The 19,108-nt window shown below is 71.4% G+C and carries 12 protein-coding genes; 6 read left to right on the top strand and 6 right to left on the bottom strand.

From position 1 onward, the window contains the following. Positions 1 to 5 precede the first annotated feature (5 nt). Positions 6 to 791 (bottom strand): type I methionyl aminopeptidase, encoded by a 786-nt coding sequence (map, locus tag AB0878_RS13770; RefSeq protein WP_366579657.1) that lies wholly within the window; start codon positions 789 to 791, stop codon positions 6 to 8. Between the two features lie 141 nt (positions 792 to 932). Further along, positions 933 to 4,679 carry a multifunctional oxoglutarate decarboxylase/oxoglutarate dehydrogenase thiamine pyrophosphate-binding subunit/dihydrolipoyllysine-residue succinyltransferase subunit gene (locus AB0878_RS13765; RefSeq protein WP_366579655.1) on the bottom strand — a complete coding sequence of 1,249 codons (3,747 nt, stop codon included), beginning with the start codon at positions 4,677 to 4,679 and terminating at the stop codon, positions 933 to 935. A gap of 322 nt (positions 4,680 to 5,001) precedes the next feature. Between AB0878_RS13765 and AB0878_RS13760 the strand changes: the two genes are divergently transcribed. After that, a complete protein-coding gene (locus tag AB0878_RS13760) occupies positions 5,002 to 5,274 on the top strand; it encodes a hypothetical protein (RefSeq protein WP_366579653.1) in 273 nt (90 codons plus the stop codon). On the opposite strand, the gene AB0878_RS13755 is transcribed toward AB0878_RS13760, so the two are convergent. The 3 genes from AB0878_RS13755 to ald all read right to left on the bottom strand — a co-directional run bounded on the left by AB0878_RS13755 (position 5,271) and on the right by ald (position 11,739). Further along, positions 5,271 to 5,918: a DUF4291 domain-containing protein gene (locus tag AB0878_RS13755; RefSeq protein ID WP_366579651.1), complete on the bottom strand. Its 648-nt coding sequence runs from the start codon at positions 5,916 to 5,918 to the stop codon at positions 5,271 to 5,273. The two genes, AB0878_RS13760 and AB0878_RS13755, sit on opposite strands and share 4 nt — an antisense overlap. A gap of 350 nt (positions 5,919 to 6,268) precedes the next feature. Continuing rightward, positions 6,269 to 10,030 (bottom strand): ABC transporter ATP-binding protein, encoded by a 3,762-nt coding sequence (locus AB0878_RS13750; RefSeq protein WP_366579649.1) that lies wholly within the window; start codon positions 10,028 to 10,030, stop codon positions 6,269 to 6,271. 593 nt (positions 10,031 to 10,623) lie between these two features. Then, positions 10,624 to 11,739 (bottom strand): alanine dehydrogenase, encoded by a 1,116-nt coding sequence (ald, locus tag AB0878_RS13745; protein WP_366579647.1) that lies wholly within the window; start codon positions 11,737 to 11,739, stop codon positions 10,624 to 10,626. A 193-nt stretch (positions 11,740 to 11,932) separates the two neighbouring features. Here ald and AB0878_RS13740 point away from each other — a divergent pair, with 193 nt between their 5' ends. Continuing rightward, entirely contained in the window at positions 11,933 to 12,874 is a 942-nt protein-coding gene (locus tag AB0878_RS13740) for a zinc-binding dehydrogenase (protein WP_366579645.1), read from the top strand. Further along, positions 12,871 to 13,314 (top strand): pyridoxamine 5'-phosphate oxidase family protein, encoded by a 444-nt coding sequence (locus tag AB0878_RS13735; RefSeq protein WP_366579643.1) that lies wholly within the window; start codon positions 12,871 to 12,873, stop codon positions 13,312 to 13,314. The genes AB0878_RS13740 and AB0878_RS13735 overlap by 4 nt, the downstream gene beginning before the upstream one ends. Positions 13,315 to 13,946: 632 nt before the next feature. Here AB0878_RS13735 and AB0878_RS13730 read toward each other — a convergent pair. Then, complete coding sequence (locus AB0878_RS13730; RefSeq protein WP_366579641.1) at positions 13,947 to 15,506, bottom strand: helix-turn-helix domain-containing protein; 1,560 nt, start codon at positions 15,504 to 15,506, stop codon at positions 13,947 to 13,949. A 289-nt stretch (positions 15,507 to 15,795) separates the two neighbouring features. Between AB0878_RS13730 and AB0878_RS13725 the strand changes: the two genes are divergently transcribed. From AB0878_RS13725 to AB0878_RS13715, 3 genes are read left to right on the top strand one after another with little or no spacing between them, the layout of a single operon-like run. Continuing rightward, positions 15,796 to 17,103 (top strand): bifunctional o-acetylhomoserine/o-acetylserine sulfhydrylase, encoded by a 1,308-nt coding sequence (locus tag AB0878_RS13725; RefSeq protein ID WP_366579639.1) that lies wholly within the window; start codon positions 15,796 to 15,798, stop codon positions 17,101 to 17,103. Beyond that, on the top strand, positions 17,100 to 18,233 hold the full coding sequence (locus AB0878_RS13720; protein ID WP_366579637.1) for a homoserine O-acetyltransferase: 1,134 nt from the start codon (positions 17,100 to 17,102) through the stop codon (positions 18,231 to 18,233). Before AB0878_RS13725 ends, AB0878_RS13720 begins: the two co-directional genes overlap by 4 nt. Positions 18,234 to 18,269: 36 nt before the next feature. Further along, positions 18,270 to 18,845, top strand: a complete 576-nt coding sequence (locus tag AB0878_RS13715) for a hypothetical protein (protein ID WP_366579635.1) — start codon at positions 18,270 to 18,272, stop codon at positions 18,843 to 18,845. Positions 18,846 to 19,108: the final 263 nt, after the last annotated feature.

Below are 19,108 nucleotides of genomic sequence, written 5' to 3'. Positions count from 1 at the left end.
CTGAGTCAGCCGGCGGAAAGTTCCGCCTCGCGTCGCGTGAGCACCACCGGCCCGTCCTCGGTGACGGCCACCGTGTGCTCGGAGTGCGCCGTCCGTGAGCCGTCGGCCGAGCGGATCGTCCAGCCGTCGGGGTCGTACACGATGCGGTCCGTCGTGCGCGCGAACCAAGGCTCCAGCGCGAGCGTCAGGCCCGGCCGGAGCTTCAAGCCGCGCCCCGCCGTGCCCTTGTTGGAGACGTGCAGGTCCTCGTGCATGGTGCGGCCGATGCCGTGGCCGCCGAACTCCGTGTTGACCGGGTAGCCGTACGAGGTCGCCACCGCGTAGATCGCCGCGGAGATGTCGCCCAGGCGGTTGCCGGGGAGAGCCGCCGAGATCGCCGCCTCCAGCGCTTCCTCCGTGGCGCGGACGATCCGCAGGTCCTCCTCTGCGGGAGTCCCGACGATCACCGTGCGAGCGGAGTCGGCGACCCACCCGTCGATGCTCACCGCGAGGTCCGCGGTGAGCACGTCGCCGTCGCGGAGCACGTAGTCGTGGGGCAGGCCGTGCAGGACCGCGTCGTTCACCGAAAGGCAGATGACGTTGCGGAACGGTCCCTTGCCGAACGAAGGCGAGTAGTCCCAGTAGCACGACTCGGCCCCGCGCCGCTTGATCATGCCGCGCGCGTGGTGCTCGAGGTCCAGGAGGTTGACGCCCACGTCGGCGAGCCGGCCGACCTCGGTGAGGACCTCCGCGACGAAGCGGCCGGTCACGTGCATGCGGTCGATCTCCGCAGGCGTCTTCAGTTCGATCACGAAAAACCTCGCAGCACAAAAGGTATAGTTATACCGCCAGCTTAACACTGGCCGGTATAGAAATACCACGCACTCGAGGTGCGGAAACGGCCGGAGGCCACCACGGGCGAACCGTGGTGGCCTCCGGAAAGAAACCAGCGATCAGTCGAACGCCTTCGCGATCAGCGCCTTCTGCTCCACCTCGTGCACCTTCGACGAACCCGCCGACGGCGCGGCCATCGGGCGGCGCGAGACGACCTGCAGGCCGGCGAAGACCTCCGGGAACTTCCGCGGCAGGTTGAGACCGAAGAACGGCCACGCACCCTGGTTCTCCGGCTCCTCCTGGACCCACGCGATCTGCTGCGCGTTGCTGTAGCGCTCGATGGCGGCGAGCAGCTTGCGCTTCGGCAGCGGGTAGTACTGCTCGATGCGCACGATCGCGACGTCGTTCGCCTCGCGCTTGGCGCGCTCGGCCACCAGCTCCCAGTAGAGCTTGCCCGAGGTCAGCAGCACCTTGCGGACGCCTTCGGGATTCTGGGTGGTGTCGTCGATGACGGACATGAACCGGCTCTGGCCGGTGAAGTCCTCGACCGCCGACGTCGCGGCCTTGTTGCGCAGCATCGACTTCGGCGTGAAGACCACCAGCGGACGCTGGATGCCGTCGAGCGCGTGGCGGCGCAGCAGGTGGAAGTAGTTCGCCGGGGTCGACGGCACGGCGACGGTCATCGAGCCCTCGGCGCACAGGGAGAGGAAGCGCTCGATACGGCCGGACGTGTGGTCCGGGCCCTGGCCCTCGTGGCCGTGCGGCAGCAGCAGCACGACGTCGGAGCGCTGACCCCACTTGGCCTCGCCCGAGGAGATGTACTCGTCGATCACGGTCTGCGCGCCATTGACGAAGTCACCGAACTGCGCTTCCCACATGACCAGCGACTCGGGGTTCGCCACCGCGTAGCCGTACTCGAAGCCGACGGCCGCGTACTCCGACAGCGCCGAGTCGTAGATCATCACGCGGCCCTGGCCGTCGGCCAGGTTCTGCAGCGGCGAGTACTCCTGGCCGGTCTTGCGGTCGATGAACACCGAGTGCCGCTGCGTGAACGTGCCGCGGCGCGAGTCCTGGCCGGACAGCCGCACCAGGCGGCCCTCCATCGCCAGCGAACCGAACGCGAGCAGCTCGCCGAACGCCCAGTCGACGTCGCCTTCGCGCGACATCTTGTGGCGGCGCTCCATGACCGGCTTCACGCGCGGGTGCGGGGTGAAGCCCTCGGGGACGTTGACGAACGCGTCGCCGATCCGCTCCACGACCTCCTTCGAGACGGCCGTGGTGACCTTCGCCGGCACCTGCTGCTCTTCCTCGACCGAGGGGCTCGCCTTCGCCGGGTGCTTCTCGAGCTCACGCACCTCGTTGAAGACGTGCTCCAGCTGGCTGGAGAAGTCGCGCAGCGCGGCTTCGGCCTCTTCGACGGAGATGTCCCCGCGGCCGATCAGCGCCTCGGTGTAGGTCTTCCGGACCGAGCGCTTGGTGTCGATGATGTCGTACATCGCCGGCTGCGTCATCGAGGGGTCGTCGCCCTCGTTGTGGCCGCGGCGGCGGTAGCAGATCAGGTCGATGACCACGTCCTTGTGGAACGCCTGGCGGTACTCCACGGCCAGCTTGGCCACCCAGTGGGCGGCTTCCGGGTCGTCGCCGTTCACGTGGAAGATCGGCGAGCCGATCATCTTCGCGACGTCGGTGGCGTACTGCGACGAGCGCGAGTGCTCGGGCGCGGTGGTGAAGCCGACCTGGTTGTTCACGATCACGTGCACGGTGCCGCCGGTGCGGTAGCCGCGCAGCAGCGCGAGGTTCAGCGTCTCGGCCACGACACCCTGGCCCGCGAAGGCCGCGTCGCCGTGCATCAGGACCGGCAGCACCGAGTAGCCCCCGGTGGCACTGTCGCCCTTGTCGAGGATGTCCTGCTTGGCGCGGACGATGCCCTCGAGCACCGGGTCGACCGTCTCGAGGTGCGACGGGTTCGAGGCCAGCGACACCTTCGTCTCGCCGTCGCCGAACATGCGGAAGTACTTGCCCTCGGCGCCGAGGTGGTACTTCACGTCACCGGAGCCGTGGGCCTGGCCCGGGTCGAGGTTGCCCTCGAACTCCTGGAAGATCTGGCTGATCGGCTTGCCGACGATGTTGGCCAGCACGTTGAGGCGGCCGCGGTGCGGCATGCCGATCACGACCTCGTCGAGCTCGTGCTCGGCGGCCTTGTCGAGGATGGTGTCGAGCAGCGGGATCGCCGTCTCGCCGCCTTCCAGCGAGAAGCGCTTCTGGCCGACGTACTTCGTCTGCAGGAAGGTCTCGAACGCCTCGGCGGCGTTGAGCTTCGACAGCACGTACTTCTGGACGGTGGAGTCGGGCTTCTCGTGCGGGATCTCCACGCGGTCCTGGATCCAGCGCCGCTCCTCGGGGTCGAGGATGTGCGTGTACTCGATGCCGACGGTGCGGCAGTACGAGTTGCGCAGCACGCCCAGGATGTCGCGCAGGGTCATGCGCTCCTGGCCGGAGAAGCCGCCGACCGGGAACTCGCGGTCGAGGTCCCAGAGCGTGAGGCCGTGGGAGATGACGTCGAGGTCGACGTGGCTGCGCTGGCGGTAGTTCAGCGGGTCCGTGTCGGCCATCAGGTGGCCGCGGGTGCGGAACGCGTCGATCAGCTCGATCACGCGCGCCGTCTTGTCGACCGGGCCCTCGGGGATGTCGGCGACCCAGCGGATCGGCTCGTACGGCAGGCGCAGGCTGGTGAAGACGTCGTCGTAGAAGCCGTCGCCACCGAGCAGCAGCTCGTGGATGCGCTTGAGGAACTCGCCCGACTCGGCGCCCTGGATGATGCGGTGGTCGTAGGTGGACGTCAGCGTCATGATCTTGCTGACGGCCAGGTCGACCAGCGTCTTCTCGCTCGTGCCCTCGAACGCCGCCGGGTACTGCATGGCGCCGACGCCGATGATCGCGCCCTGGCCGGCCGACAGGCGCGGCACCGAGTGGTTGGTGCCGATGCCGCCCGGGTTGGTCAGCGAGATGGTGGTGCCGGCGAAGTCGTCCGCGGTGAGCTTGTTGTTGCGGGCCTTCTTGATGATGTCCTCGTAGGCCTGCCAGAACTGCAGGAAGGACATGTCCTCGACACCCTTGACCGAGGCCACGACGAGGGTGCGCGCACCCTCCTTGCCCTTCATGTCGATGGCGAGGCCGAAGTTCACGTGTTCCGGCGTGACCGCGAACGGCTTCCCGTCGATCAGCTGGTAGTGCCGGTTCATGTTCGGGAAGTCCTTCAGCGCCCGCACCATGGCGTAGCCGATGAGGTGCGTGAAGGAGATCTTGCCGCCGCGGGTGCGGTTGAGGTGGTTGTTGATGACGATGCGGTTGTCCGCCATCAGCTTCGCCGGGACGGCGCGCACGCTGGTCGCGGTGGGCACCGTCAGCGAGGCGTCCATGTTCTTCGCGATCGCCGCGGCGGCGCCGCGCAGCTGCTTGGTCTCGGGCTCTTCCTTCGCCGCCGGTGTGGCAGCGGGCGCCTTCTCGGCGGCCTTCGGAGCCGGCTTCGCGGGCGCGGTCTTCGGGGCCGGGGCCGGGGCGGCGGCCTGGGTGGGCCGGCCGGCCGGCTTGGCCGGCGCCGACTGCCGGGCGGCCGACTCGGCGTTCTGGACCGCCTTGGCGGACGGTTCGGTCGCGTGGCCGTTACCGCTGGCCGCAGTGGTGGCGGCCGCGCTCTGGCGCGCACTGTCGGCCTTCGCCTGTGCCGTCTGCGTCGGCTTGAAGTCTGCGAAGAAGTCGTGCCAGGCGGCATCGACTGAGGAAGGGTCCGCGAGGAACTGGTCGTACATTTCCTCGACCAGCCACTCGTTGGGGCCGAACTGTGACGCAGGGCTGCTGCTGGACACGGCTTGGGCTCGCCTCTATCCGTCTCGATCTTGTCTGTGCTAATGCGCCTACCAGGCTAACCCCCTCTGTAGCGGCCGTGTGATGGAACTGCCCTGTGTGAGGCCTGGCGCACTAGGGGATCGATCACTGACTCGATCAAGTGTCCCGAGGAGCGGACTTTTGAGGTAGAGGAGATTCGCCTGTCACGACCATTTCGGGCAACGTTGGTGCCTGCTTCGCCGAGCCGCCCGCACGCGTTCACGCCCGCCTGGTGCACTGTCGGGAGGATGCGGCCCACGTCGGCTGTGCGGCCGCCCCGGCGCTCCGAGGTGGTGCAGCACGATGTGGCTCGTCGAATGTCCCTCGTTCTGGGACCAGGGGCTCATCCGCCCCCTGGTCGTCGAGAACGGCAAGGTCGTTCTCATGTGCGACTCCTGCGGCGTGGTGTGGCACACCCCTGCCGGCATCGACGACTTCGAGCACGTCGCACCCTGCGAGCCCGACTGGTCCATCGACCAGGACAGCCACGTCCGCCCGGGCACGGTCCGCTGGGCCTCCGCGGCCGACGTCACGTCGGCCGGCTGGGGCGAGCTGGCCTGGCGCGAGCTGCCCTAGTTTCCTTCGGTCGCGTCGTCCTGGCTCGCGGCGACGGCCTCGGCCAGCTCGGCGGACAGCGGGTACGGCTTCTCGGCCGGCAACAGCGCTCGAGCTTCGGCGACGCGCCCGTCGGCGAGGTGCGCACGGATGGCGCGCATCACCGGCGTGACTTCGGTGACCGCGGTGATCCACTCGGCCACGTACCGGTCCACAGCTTCGCCACTCAGCCCGAGCTGGATCGACCGGTGCGGCAGCGGCCGGTGGTGCACGTCACGCTCGGGGTCCCACTGCACGCGGACAGGGCTGGTCCGCATCGCCGCCTTCCACGCCGCCTCGTCGCGGTGCACGCGCGGGTCGAAATGACTCAGCGCCGCGTGGGCGAGCACCCAGCCGAAGCCCTCGCGCGTCAGGTCCAGCGCCAGCACCCGCTCCTGCCCGGGCTTGGCCGCCCAGCCGCAGCGGTACCCCATCCACGCGAACGACGGCTTGATCCACGTCATCCGCTCCCGCTTGAACGGCGCCACGAACGTCCCCGCCGCCAGCGCCGCGTCGGCGATCTCCGGCGAGTACGCCTGGTAGACGCGGATCGTCCGCTCGTCGTGCCGCGCGCGGATCTGGCGGGCCGGGATCCCGGCCGCTTCGACCGCTGTTTCTTCGAACACGCTCCTGATTCTCGTGTTGTACGCCCTGGCCTGGCGAAGGCTTTTCCGCCGGCTGGCCGGCACGGGGTCGCGCGCGGCTGGTCGGCTGCGCGGCGAGGCCCGCCGGATCCGGGACTTGCCGGGGATGGCGCCGGCCGGGTGACTGTCAGGTCACACACTCGTCGAACGCCGCGGCGCGGCATCGCGGTGAGTCGCAGGCGCACGCCGCGCGTCTGTGCGGCGGCGCGCAGCTGCTCGGCCGCCGCGCCTGCGCCGGCCGGCACAGGCGCGCACGTTGGCATGCGGTTGGTCGGCCGCGCGGCGAGACCCCCCGAGGTCGGCCCGGCCTCGGGGAGCGTCCGCCGGCGACGTCAGCCCAGGGACCACAGGCGGGCGTAGTGGCCGCCGGCGGCCAGGAGGTCGGTGTGGGTGCCCTGTTCGATGATGCGGCCGTGGTCGAGGACGACGATGCGGTCGGCCTTGGCGGCGGTGGCCAGGCGGTGCGCGACGACGAAGGTGGTGCGGCGGCGCGCCAGGTGTTCGGTGGCGCGCAGGACGGCCGCCTCCGTGGAGGGGTCGAGGGCGGCGGTGGCCTCGTCGAGCAGGAGGACGTCGGGGTTCACGAGCTCGGCGCGGGCGAGCGCGACGAGCTGGCGCTGCCCCGCGGACAGCGACCGGCCGCGTTCGCCGACGGGCTGCAGGAAGCCGGCGGGCAGGGCGGCGACGCCGTCGAGCGCGCCGACCGAGCGGACGGCCGCCTCGACCTCCGCGTCGGTCGCGTCGGGGCGGCCGTAGCGGACGTTGTCGGCGACAGTGCCGGAGAACAGGTGCGCCTCCTGCGGCACCACGCCCATGCGGGCGCGCAGGCCGGGCAGGTCGTACTCGCGGACGTCGACGCCGTCGATCAGCACCGCGCCGCCCGTGGCGTCGTAGTAGCGCGCCACCAGCTTCACCGCCGTGGACTTGCCCGCGCCCGTCGCGCCGACCAGTGCCACGGTTTCGCCCGGTGCCACGTCCAGCGACAGCTTCTCCAAAGCCGGCTGATCGGCGCCGGTGTAGGAGAAGTCGACGTCCTTGAACGTCACCTCGCCGCTCAGGTGCTCGGGCAGCGCGATCGGGTGCGCGGCGGGCGGCACCGACGTCGGCGTGCGCAGCAGGTCGCCGATGCGGGACAGGCCGACGGCCGCCTGCTGGTAGCCGTCGAACACCGCCGACAGCTGCTGGATCGGCGAGAAGAACTGCTGCAGGTACAGCAGGAACCCGAGCAGCACGCCCGCCTCCAGCGTCCCCGCGGCCACGCGGTTCGCGCCGACCACGAGCACCGTGGTGGTTGCCAGGTCCGACAGCAGCGCCACCAGCGGGAAGTACGTGGCGACGTAACGCTGCGCCCGCAACCGCGAGCGCCGGTACGCGTCGCTGCGCGAAGCGAATGCCTCCGCCGAACGCTCTTCGCGCGTGTACGCCTGGGCGACCCGCAGGCCGCTCACGTTCTCCTGCAGGTCGGCGTTGACCACGCTGACCTTCTCGCGTGCTTCGGAATACGCGCGTGAAGCGACCCGCCGGAAGATCACGGTCGACGCCAGCAGCACCGGGAGCAGCGCGAGGGCGTACAACGCCAGCGACGCGTCCGTGACCAGCAGCGCCACGGTGATGCCCACCAGCGTCAGCACGCTCACCACAGCGGTGGCGAGGCCGGTCTGCAGGAACGTGGACAACGCGTCGACGTCCGTGGTCATCCGGGTCATGATCTTCCCGGACAGCTCGCGCTCGTAGTAGTCGAGCCCGAGCCGCTGCAGGTGCGCGTAGCTGCGCACCCGCAGCGAGTACAGCACCGTCTCGCCGACGCGCGCGGTGAGCCGCGTCTGGCCGCGCACCACGAACCAGTCGGCCGCGACCACGATCGCGCCGATGCCCGCCATCAGCCAGATCACGCTGACGACACCCGGCTGCACGCCGTGGTCCACCCCTCGCTGGTACAGCGCGGGCAGGGCCAGCGAGGCCAGCGCGTCGGCCGCCACCAGTGCGATCACCGCGACCAGCGGCCACCGCACGGGCTTCAGCAGCCGCGACAGCCGGAACCCCGGGTCGGCGGCGGTGATGTCCACTTCGGACAGTCGCGGCCGGTCGTCGGCCGGCGGCAGCTTGCGCACGCCCTCCAGCAGCTCCGGCGTCGGCGGCACGTCGGCCCCCGCTCCGCCGCCGACGAAACCGGTCCCGCCACCCGGCGCGCCCCCGCGTGCGGCGGCGGCTTCGGCGAGCGCGTCGACCTCGTCGCGGCCGTCGTCGCGCGGCCACAGCACCTGCGTCACGCCGCCGGCGTCGGGCTCGAGGTCCTCGCAGCGGTGCGGTTTCTCGACGTCGTCGCCCGGCCCCGCCACGAGCTCGCGGAACAGCGGGCAGCGTGCCTGCAGCTCCTCCTCCGTGCCGACGTCGACGACCTTGCCCTGGTCGAGCACGGCGATGCGGTCGGCCAGCTGCAGCGTGGACCGGCGGTGCGCGATGAGCAGCGTGGTGCGCGAGGCCGTGACCGAGCGCAGGGTGTCGTGGATCGCGGCCTCGGTGACCGTGTCGATCGCCGACGTCGCGTCGTCCAGGATCAGCACGCGCGGGTCCGTCATCAGCGCGCGCGCGAGGCCCAGGCGCTGGCGCTGGCCGCCCGAGAGCGTGAGGCCGCGCTCGCCGACCTCCGTGTCGTAGCCGTGGGGCAGGGCGCGGATGAACTCGTCGGCCTCGGCCGCGCGCGCCGCCGCGTGCACCTCTTCGTCGCTCGCGTCGGGGCGGCCGTAGGCGATGTTGTCGCGCACGGACGAGGAGAACAGGAACGCCTCCTCGAACACGACGCCGATCGCCTGCCGCAGCTGCTTGAGCGGCACGTCGCGCACGTCGAGGCTGCCGACGCGGACCACGCCCGCGTGCGCGTCGTAGAACCGCGGCAGCAGCAGCGAGATCGTGGACTTGCCCGACCCCGCCGTGCCCACCAGGGCGAGCGTCTCGCCCGGCCGCGCGGTGAGCGTGAGGCCGTCGAGCACCGGCTCGCTGCGGGTGTAGCCGAACTTCACGTCTTCCAGCTCGACGCCGAGCGGGCCCTCCGGCAGCGGCCGCGCGTCGGGGCTGTCCACCACGTCGGGCTGGGCGTCGATGAGCTCGTACACGCGCTCGGCGCCCGCGCGCGTCAGCTGGGCCTGCACCACCAGGCTGGACAGCATCCGCGCGGGCCCGATGAGCGTGGCGAGGTAGGTGGCGAACGCGAGGAAGGTGCCGAGGCTGATCTGGCCGTTGAGCGCCAGGACGCCGCCGATCGCGAGCACCGCGACCTGGCCGGCGGCCGGCAGCGCGGTGGTCGTGGCGGTGGGCACCGCGGACAGCTTGGCCGCGCGCAGCCGCTCGGCGAACAGCCGCCGCGCCGTGCGCTCCAGCCGCGAGACCTCCCGTGACTCCTGGCCGAAGCCCTTCACCACGCGCACGCCGGTGACGGTCTCCTCCACCTGCTGTGCCACGTCGGCCGCGCGCTGCTGGGCCGACCACGTGGCCGGGAAGAGCCGTTTGCGGCTCAACGTGACGATGATGCCGACGGCCGGCGCCACCACCAGCGCGATGAGCGTGAGCAGCGGCGACATCCACAGCATCGCGCCCAGCGCGAGCAGCGCGAAGATGACCGAGCCCGCCGACAGCGGCACCTGCATCAGCAGTCCCGTGACCAGCTGCAGGTCGGAGATCGCCCGCGAGACCACCTGGCCGGTGCGCAGCGCGTCCTGCTTGCCGCCGTCGAGCCTCGAAACCGAGCCGAACACGCGGTTGCGCAGGTCGTGCTGCACGTCGAGCGCGAGCCGGCCGCCGACGTAGCGGCGCAGGAACGCCGACCCGAACGCCACCACCTGCAGCGTGACCAGCGCGGCGGCGATGCCGCCGAGGCCCGCGGTGTGGCCCGCCACCGCGTCGTCGACCGCCGTGCGCACGAGCAGCGGGCTCGCCGCCTGCACGCCCACGGACAGGATCGCCGCGGCCATCGCGAGCACGACGACACCCCGGTGCTCCCAGCACGCGGCCGAGAGCCGCCGGACCCAGCCGACGGGGGGAGCCGGCGTCTCAGCAGCCGGACGGTCTTGACGCGCACGCGTCGCAGTGGTGGTCACGTTCTCAATCTAGGCATGGGGACCGACTTTTTATTCCGCCTTGAAGGTGTGACGGGTCCCTTCACCCCTTCGGCCGGGGGAGCTCAACCGCGACCTGACGCAGTGAAGCCCTTGCGCCACAACGCATCGCGACCCGCCGCAACCACGCTGGGTCCGGCACCGACCGCACGGTGGGGTTTCCGGGGGCTCGGCCCCGGGCACTACCTTGCCCCTTCCACGGCAGCACGAAGTGCGAACAGGAAGGGGGAGAAGGGGCGACCCGCTCAACCAGCCTGGGGGTCACTGGGAGCGGGTCGCCGAGTACCAGCTTAGGTAATAAGTGCGGACTTCGCTCCTCGGGGTCTTCAACGAAGCCGGATTACTTCTTCACAGAGTGAGCCCGCAACCGGTGAAGAAGCACGTTCAGAATCGTGAAACCCCTTGTCAAGGGCACTTCTGCCGTCGAGTGGGTACCGCTGAACGGGACGCGGAGCGTGACGAACGTCGCTTCGGCCAGGGGTTCCTGTTCGGCCTCGGCGCGGTGCCCGAAGAGAACACGAGGGGCCCCCGCTGGTTCGCGGAGGCCCCTCGAGGCGCCAGGTGGATCGGAAGGGTCACGCCAGGGCGGTCGCCAGCGGCGTGTGCGGCAGGCCGTGCGCGGTGGCGACGGGCTCGTTGGTGAGGGCGCCGTCGTGGGTGTTGAGGCCCTTGGCGAGCGATGCGTCGGCGTTCAGGGCCGCGTGCCAGCCGCGGTCGGCGAGCTGCACGGCGTACGGCAGCGTCACGTTGGTGAGGCCGTAGGTCGAGGTCCGCGGCACGGCGCCCGGCATGTTGGCGACGCAGTAGAACACCGACTCGTGGACGCGGTAGGTCGGGTCGTCGTGCGTGGTGGGGCGCGAGTCGGCGAAGCAGCCGCCCTGGTCGATGGCGATGTCGACCAGCACGGAGCCCGGCTTCATGCGCGAGACGAGGTCGTTGGAGACCAGCTTGGGGGCCTTCGCGCCGGGCACCAGCACGGCGCCGATCACGAGGTCGGCCTCCAGCACGGCCTCCTCGACCGACAGGCGGTTGGAGGTGACCGTGCGGATGCGGCCGCCGAAGTCGTTGTCGATCTGGCGCAGGCGGTCGACGTTGGTGTCCAGGATCTCGACGTCCGAGCCCAGGCCCAGCGCCACGCGGGCGGCGTTGATGCCCGCGACGCCGCCGCCGATCACCACGACCCGCGCCGGGTGCACGCCGGGGATGCCGCCGGGCAGCACGCCGCGGCCGCCACTCGGCTTCATCAGCGAGTAGGCGCCCACCTGCGGCGCCAGCCGGCCGGCGACCTCGGACATCGGCGCGAGCAGGGGCAGGGCGCCGGTGGCCGTCTGCACCGTCTCGTACGCGATCGCCGTGGTGCCCGCCGCCAGCAGGGCGTCGGTCAGGGGGCGGTCGGCCGCGATGTGCAGGTAGGTGAACAGCACCAGGTCCTTGCGCAGGCGGGGGTACTCCTCGGCGATGGGCTCCTTCACCTTGAGCACCAGCTCGCCCTCGGCCCACGTCTCGTCCGCGGTGGCGAGCACCTTCGCGCCCGCGGCCACGTACTCCTCGTCGCTGATCGACGAACCCACCCCGGCGCCGGTCTCGACGAACACGTCGTGACCACGCCCCACCAGCTCGTGCACGCCGGCCGGGGTCAGGGCCACCCGGTACTCGTGCTTCTTGATCTCACGGGGAACGGCGATACGCACGGCGGCCTCCTGGCGGCGGTTCGGTTCGAGGTGCTGCCACTCACGGTGATGCACCCGGACGGCGGTGTCATCATGCGCGCGGAACAGTTCTTTTGCCATTTCATGGTGCCACGAGAACAAATCGCTTGACCTCGACCGCGCTCGAGGTTGTTGGCTGTCGCACCTGGTTCGTCGATCTCGGGGAGGGCGTGGCATGCGTGCGGTGTGGTTGAGGGAGTTCGGCGGACCCGAGGTGCTCGTGGCGGGGGAGGCGCCCGACCCGGTCCCGGGGGCGGGCCAGGTGCTGGTCGAGGTGGCGTTCGTGAACGTGACGTTCGTGGAGACGCAGTTCCGGGCGTCGGGCTTCGGACCGGTCGATGCCGCCCTGCCGATGATCCCCGGCAACGGCGTCGGCGGCGTGATCAGCAAAGTCGGCGACGGCGTCGACCTGGCCCTCGTGGGCCGGCGCGTGGTGACCTCGACCGGCGGCAGCGGCGGCTACGCGCAGCGCGCGGTCGTCGACGCGACCCTGGTCTTCCCGGTGCCCGACGCGCTCTCGCTTGACGCCGCCGTCGCCCTCCTCGCCGACGGCCGGACGGCCACCGGCTTCGTCCACGCCGCCGCCGTCGCGCCGGGCGACCGCGTGCTCGTCGAGGCCGCCGCCGGCGGGGTCGGCAGCCTCCTCGTGCAACTGGCCAAGTCGGCCGGCGCACAGGTCGTCGCGGCGGCGGGCAGCGCTGAAAAACTCGCGCGCGCCCGGGAGCTGGGCGCGGACATGACGGTGGACTACACGGCCGCCGACTGGGCTTCGGCAGTCGGACCGCTCGACGTGGTCTTCGACGGCGTGGGCGGCGCGATCGGGACCACCGCTTTCTCCTTGCTACGCCCCGGCGGCCGCATGGCGGTGTACGGCCTCGCGAGCGGCACGTGGGCGGAAGTGTCCGAAGAGGACGCCCGGTCCCGCGGCGTCACGGTCATCCGCTCCCTGGGCGACGCGGCCGCACTCCGCGCCTTCACGGTGTCCGCCCTCGACGCGGCCTCGGCCGGCCGCCTCACTCCGGTTATCGGCCAACGGTTTCCACTCGCCGCGGCGGCCGACGCCCACGCGGAGATGGAGGCGCGGGGGACTTTTGGCAAGACGCTGCTGGTCGCGTGAAGTCGTTCGACGTCGACGAGTTCCTCGCGCAGCCACTCACCGCGCGCGTCGCCACGGACGGTCCCACCGTCCGCCCTACTTGGTACCTCTGGGAGGACCGGGCATTTTGGATCCTCAGCGGTCCGTGGTCCCGCTTGCCCGGGCAGGTTCGCTCGTCCCCACGGCTCGCGTTGACGGTTGATGTGTGCGATCTCGCGACCGGCTTGGTGCGCCAGGTCGTCGCGAGCGGTCCCGCGGAGGTGGTGGCCTTCGACGTGCCACGCGGTCGGCGGAAGCTGGCGCGGTACTTGGGACCTGACGAGCAGCGGTGGGACCCGCGGTTCCGCGCCTACTTGACCGAGGCTGACCGCGGCACGGTTTGGGTGCGGCTGGCGCCGGAAAGGCTTCGTGCGAAAGACCTTTCGTACGTCAGCTCCACCGCAGCCCCATCAGCTGACTGAGCAACGTCGGCCGGCCGTCGGCGTGTTCGACGCGAGGGCGTCGGGCCGAATTGCGCGCATTCCGCCAGAGTCCGCGCGACGGCGCCTGCCCTCCACCGTGGGGTCCAACAACTCGCTATGGCCTGGTTACGCGGCTCTGGTTGATCATGTGGGTGTCTGGACCCCGTGATCGCATGACAGCCGTGCTCGCGATGTCCCTCCTGGCCATCAGCGCACTCCGCCACGCCGGCGACACGACCGCCGCCGGACTACGCCACATGACTCGCAATCCCATCCGCGCCCGCACCCTGCTCGGCATCCACCCCGCCCCGACAGACAGCCCCCACCCTCCACGGGGGGCGTCCCTGTTCCAGCCTACCGGCCCATGGCCCCGAAAGACGGCGCCAGCGCAATCTGTGGACAACTCCGCCAAAGACGACCTGCCTGTGGACAAACCAAACCCATCACTCGGTTGTCACGAGCGGTCCCGCGGAGGTGGTGGCCTTCGACGTCCAGCGGGCGACGGGAGTCGGTGCGGTACCTGGGGTCTGACGACCAGCGCTGGGCCCCGTGGTTCAGCGCCTACCTGAACGAGACCAAACAAGCCGCCACGTGGATCCCGGAAACCCTTCGCGGACACGAACTCGCGTACGTCAACTCCACCGCAGTGCCACCAACTGCATGAGCAACGCCAACCGCACATCCGGATCATCCAGATCAAGCGGCACAAGATCCAGCAACCGCTTCATCCGATACCGCAACGTGTTCGGGTGGATGCGCAGCTCCGCGGCGGCCGCGCGGGGGTCGCCGGGGTGGCGGAGCCATTCGTAGAGGGTGTCGACGTAGCCGGCTTTCGTGGTGTCGTCGTGGGTGCGCAGGAGGCTGAGCGGGCCGAGGTCGGCGACGTGGGCGGTGGCGGAGCCCGTGGCGGCGCGGTGGAGCACCAGGGAAGTCCAGGCGTCCTCGTAGGCGACGACGCGGCCGGCCACCAGGCCGGCGCGCAGGAGGCCCAGGGCTTCGTCGGCCTGGGTGCGCGAGGTGGCCAGGGCGGAGACGGCCACGGGCGCGCCGGCGGCGGCGCGGGGGACGCCGCCGCGGCGGGAGGCGGGCTGGAGGGTCAGGGCGTCGCGCAGTTCGGACCAGGCGTTGCCGTCGGGGACGACCGCGTAGAGGAGGCCGCCGAGTTCGGTGGCGACGGGGCGGCGGCCGATGCCCTGGGAGATGCGTTCGAGCAGCGCCAGCCGCAGGCCCTCGGCGTCGCGGCCGTCGCCGCCGGTGACCTCGATCGCGACGACGCGGTGGGGCTCGTCGGAGAGGTCCAGTTCGGCCACGACGCGTCGCTGGCCGGCGTGGCCTTCGAGCACGGCGCGCAGCAACTCGGCCGACGCGCGGCGTTGCGCGTCCGTGTGCGCGCGGCGGCGGAGCAGGTGCAGCGCGACAACGGGTGCGGCGTCGGCGAAGGCGGCCGCGCGTTCCTCCGAAACCGGCCCCGCGACGACGGCCCACATCGACCCCAGCAGCTCACCGCCCATGCGGATGGGCACGATCAGCCGCGGCAGCGTGCCGTCGCGCTGGGCGGGCACGAAGATCGTCTGCCGGCCGCGTGACAGCTCGCGGAACACGCCGCGCGAACGGAACCGGGCGAGCACGTCGTCGGGGATCCGGCGGCCCATGATCGTGGCGACGCGCGCGGGGTCGGTGAGGTCCTGGCGCGCGGAGTAGGCGAGCACGCGCGAGTTCGTGTCCTCGATGGTCACGGGCGCGTCGACCACGGACGCCACCGCGTCGGCGAGCCGGAACAGGTCGCCGGAGCCGGGATCGCCGCCGTCTTCGAGGGACTCCGATTCGTCGCCCAGCGCGTCGAGGACCGTGCGCAGCAGCCACACGAGCTGGGCCCACGACGTCGCCGAATGGACCTGGATGAGCGCTATCCCGGCCGTTTTCGCCGCGCGCCGCACGGTGGGCTTGGCCGCCAGCGGCGGTTTCAGCAGGACGGCGGCGGCGCCCTGCGTGGCGCTCACCCGCACCAGCTCGGCCGCATCGGCCGGATCGACCGTGGCGACGCCCAGCACGAGGTCGCCCGCCGCGATGCCCGCCGGCACGCCGGGCTCGGCGATCACCACGTCGCCCGCCGCCGGGCAGTCGTCGGGCAGCTGGAGCGCGTGGAGCAACGTCGGCCCCACTCGGTCGACCACGCTGCGCACCGAGACCACGGGATACATCCTCGCCGAGACGCGTCCGGGGCGCTCGGCGCGGGTAGCCTTCGGGCAACCGCCGAACGGAGGAACCGGCTCCGAAAGCAACCGGTTCGCGCTCCGACGGGGTCGCGGAGTCCGTTATGGACGGTCACCCGAACGGCCGCGCCCGGGCACCCTGTCGGGTGATCGACTTGCACGGTAGGTTGACGGAGTACTCCCAGCCCGTGGGAACCCTTGGGTGGGCCGTTCAGGGGAGCTAGCTTCGTCCGAGGAGCCGATCCCTTTGAGCCGCAAGGAGAAACAGATGCCGGAAGACACCTCGGCCTGGTCCTTCGAGACCAAGCAGATCCACGCCGGCGCGGCACCCGACCCCGCGACGGGCGCCCGCGCGACGCCGATCTACCAGACCACGTCGTACGTCTTCCGCGACACCCAGCACGGTGCAGACCTGTTCAGCCTGGCCGAGCCCGGCAACATCTACACGCGCATCATGAACCCGACCCAGGACGTGCTGGAGCAGCGCCTGGCCGCGCTCGAAGGCGGCGTCGCGGCGCTCGCGTTCGCCTCCGGCTCCGCGGCCACCACCGCGGCGATCCTGACCCTGGCCGGCGCGGGTGACCACTTCGTGTCCAGCCCGTCGCTCTACGGCGGCACCTACAACCTGTTCCACTACACGCTGCCGAAGCTCGGTATCGAGGTCACGTTCGTCGACGACCAGGACGACCCCGAGCAGTGGCGCGCGGCCGTGCGGCCCAACACGAAGGCGTTCTTCGCCGAGACGCTGGCCAACCCGGGCAGCAACGTGCTCGACATCCGCACCGTCGCCGACGTCGCCCACGAGGCCGGCGTGCCGCTGATCGTCGACAACACCGTGCCCACGCCGTTCCTGCTGCGCCCGATCGAGCACGGCGCCGACATCGTCGTGCACTCGGCCACCAAGTACCTCGGCGGCCACGGCACCACGGTTGCGGGCGTGATCGTGGACGGCGGCACGTTCGACTTCGGCAAGGACCCGGCGCGCTTCCCGGGCTTCTCCGAGCCGGACCCGAGCTACCACGGTCTCAAGTACTGGGAAGCCCTCGGCCCCGGCGCATACGCGGCGAAGGCGCGCGTGCAGATCCTTCGCGACACCGGCGCGGCCATCTCGCCGCTCAACAGCTTCCTGATCCTGCAGGGCATCGAGACGCTTTCGCTGCGGCTCGAGCGCCACGTCGCCAACGCGCAAGCGCTTGCGGAGTGGCTGGAGGAGCGCGACGAGGTCGAGACCGTCTACTACGCCGGCCTCCCGTCGAGCAAGTTCCACGCGGCCGCGCAGAAGTACCTGCCGCGCGGTGCGGGCGCGGTGCTGTCGTTCGACCTGCGCGGCGGCGTCGAGGCCGGGCGCAAGTTCGTGGACGGCACCACGCTGCACAGCCAGCTGGTGAACATCGGCGACGTGCGCAGCCTGATCGTGCACCCGGCGTCGACCACGCACAGCCAGCTCAGCCCGGAGGAGCAGCTCGCGAGCGGCGTCACGCCGGGCCTGGTGCGGCTCGCCGTGGGGCTCGAGGGCATCGAGGACCTCAAGGCCGACCTCGAGGCGGGCTTCCGCGCCGCCAAGGCGGAACTGTGACGGATTCCGGTGCGTTTCCCCTGCCCGTCACCGGTGCGTGGCGGGCAGGGGACCCACCCGGCAGGCGGCAGTGGTTCACCGGTCCCGGCGCGCTGTCGCTGGAGGCCGGTGGGTCGCTGCCGTCCTACACCCTCGCGTACGAAACGTGGGGCACGCTCAACTCCGACGGTTCCAACGCGGTCCTCGTCGAGCACGCCCTGACCGGCGACAGCCACATCGCCGGCCCTGCCGAGCCCGGCCACCCCAGCGCGGGCTGGTGGGACGGGCTCGTCGGGCCCGGCAAGGCGCTCGACACGGACTCGCTGTTCGTGGTGGCGCCCAACGTGCTCGGCGGCTGCCAGGGTTCCACGGGCCCGTCGTCCCCCGACCCCGACGGCCGGATTTACGGCAGCCGCTTCCCGTCCGTCACCGTGCGGGACCAGGTGGCCACCGAAGCCGCACTCGCCGACGCGCTCGGCATCGAGCGCTGGGCCGCTGTCGTCGGCGGCTCGATGGGCGGCATGCGGGCCCTCGAATGGGCGGTGACTTTGCCCGATCGGGTGGCGTCCGTCCTGGTTCTGGCTTCGACGGCCCGCGCGTCGGCCGAGCAGATCGCCTGGGCCGCGCCGCAGCTGCACGCCATCCGCTCCGACCCGGGCTGGCACGGAGGCGACTACTACGCCTTGTTGCCCGGTGAAGGCCCCCACCGCGGCCTCGGCGTCGCCCGCCGGATCGCCCACGTGACCTACCGCAGCGAACCCGAACTCGCGCAACGCTTCGGCCGGAAGCCGCAGGGTTCGGAGGACCCGCTGCGCCGCGGCCGCTTCGCCGTGGAGTCCTATTTGGACCACCACGCCGACAAGCTGGTCCGCCGCTTCGACGCCGGTTCCTACGTGGTCCTCACGGAGTCCATGAACACCCACGACGTGGGCCGCGACCGCGGCGGGGTGGCCTCGGCACTCTCGCGCGTCCGCGCGCGCACCGTGGTCGCCGGCGTGGACAGCGACCGGCTCTACCCGCTGTACCAGTCGGTGGAGATCGCCGAGGGTGTCGGCGGTGAGACGGCTGTGGTTTCGTCGCCGTACGGGCACGATTCGTTCTTGATCGAGACGGGGCAGATCGCGGCTTTGGCGAAGTCCCTGCTGGGCTGACCGGCGCGCCTGCTTGGTTCACGGCACGGTGGTGTGGTGGACGATGCCTTCACTTCGCGCTTGGAGATCACCTACGGCCCGGCTGGTTCGGCCGATCGGCGTGACCCGGTCGGCTCGTCGGATCCGCTGGGGTCGGCGGGTGCGGGCGGCCAGCTTGGCTCGTCGGATCCGCTGGGGTCGGCCGGCGCGGGCAGCGGCCAGGTTGTCTCGGCCGGCCTCGCCGGTGGGATCGGCGCCGAGCCCGGCCAGCCGATCTCCCTCGACCTGCACCCGATCCTGCGCGACTTCGCCCACTCCACTGCTTCGGCTTCGCACCGCGCTTGGCTGACCGGCCTCACCTGGACCGCCCACCTTCGCGACGCGATGATCGTCGTCACCGCCTCGTCCCCGGACGGCAGTTCCTTCGGCTTCGGAATCCCGGACGGCCCCGCCGCCTCCCGTCTGGCCGCCGCGGCGGACCGCCTGCAGGACTTCGTGGTCGAGCACCTCCGCGTCGGGCTACCCCCGGTTCCCGGCACCGCCCGCCCTGCCCGCGCGCATCTCCACGACGACGTCGCGCTCTGGGCTGACGACCGCACCGCGTGGACGTGCCCGATCGGCTCTTACGCCTGAATGTTTGCCTGTGACGTCGCACCGGCACTTGCGCCAGGCCCGCACGGGCGTCCGGCCTGCACCGGCATACCGGCACCGGCACCAGATCCGCACTTGCGCCAGGCCCGCACGGGCGTCCGGCCTGCACCGGCATACCGGCACCGGCACCAGATCCGCACTTGCGCCCGGCCCGCACGGGCGTCCGGCCTGCACCGGCATACCGGCACCGGCACCAGATCCGCACTTGCGCCCGGCCCGCACGGGCGTCCGGCCTGCACCGGCAT

The organism is Amycolatopsis sp. NPDC047767, assembly GCF_040704195.1.
GTDB lineage: Bacteria > Actinomycetota > Actinomycetes > Mycobacteriales > Pseudonocardiaceae > Amycolatopsis.
This window is presented reverse-complemented; position numbering and strand designations above follow the sequence as displayed.